The following is a 357-nucleotide window of genomic DNA, read 5'->3' as shown; positions in this document are numbered from 1 at the left end:
TCCCAAACACGCGCAAGACATCACAATCCAGTTGAACCCCCAAGATAGAACGTATGTTGTCGACATCATTCAGGCGCTTTCCCCTGAGGCGACGGTGCGACCGAATGCAGCAATAGCAAGGGGCGGCTGTATTATCGAGACGACCGACCAAGTGCTTGATTACACAGTAGAAAAACGCTACCAACTCGCGGTTCAAGCGATGTTGATGGACGCAGCAAAGGCACAGAATTTTGAAGTGCATCAAGAAACGCCCGACTCAATGCAAACACATACGGATTACTCAAGTGCGTTGCTCAGCGAAGGTCAGCAGTTGGCGGAGCAAGAGCAGGTTCAAGGCAACATACCAAACGATTCTGA

Annotated in this window: 1 protein-coding gene; it reads left to right on the top strand. The window is 50.4% G+C overall.

Annotated features, from left to right (window positions below):
* Positions 1-357, top strand: a 357-nt coding sequence (locus A3751_RS22045) for a FliH/SctL family protein (RefSeq protein ID WP_231876816.1), incomplete at both ends; no start/stop codon positions are given.

Source organism: Oleiphilus sp. HI0080, from assembly GCF_001635135.1.
Note: the sequence above shows the minus strand (reverse complement) of the source record. Positions and strands in the feature narration are given on the sequence as shown.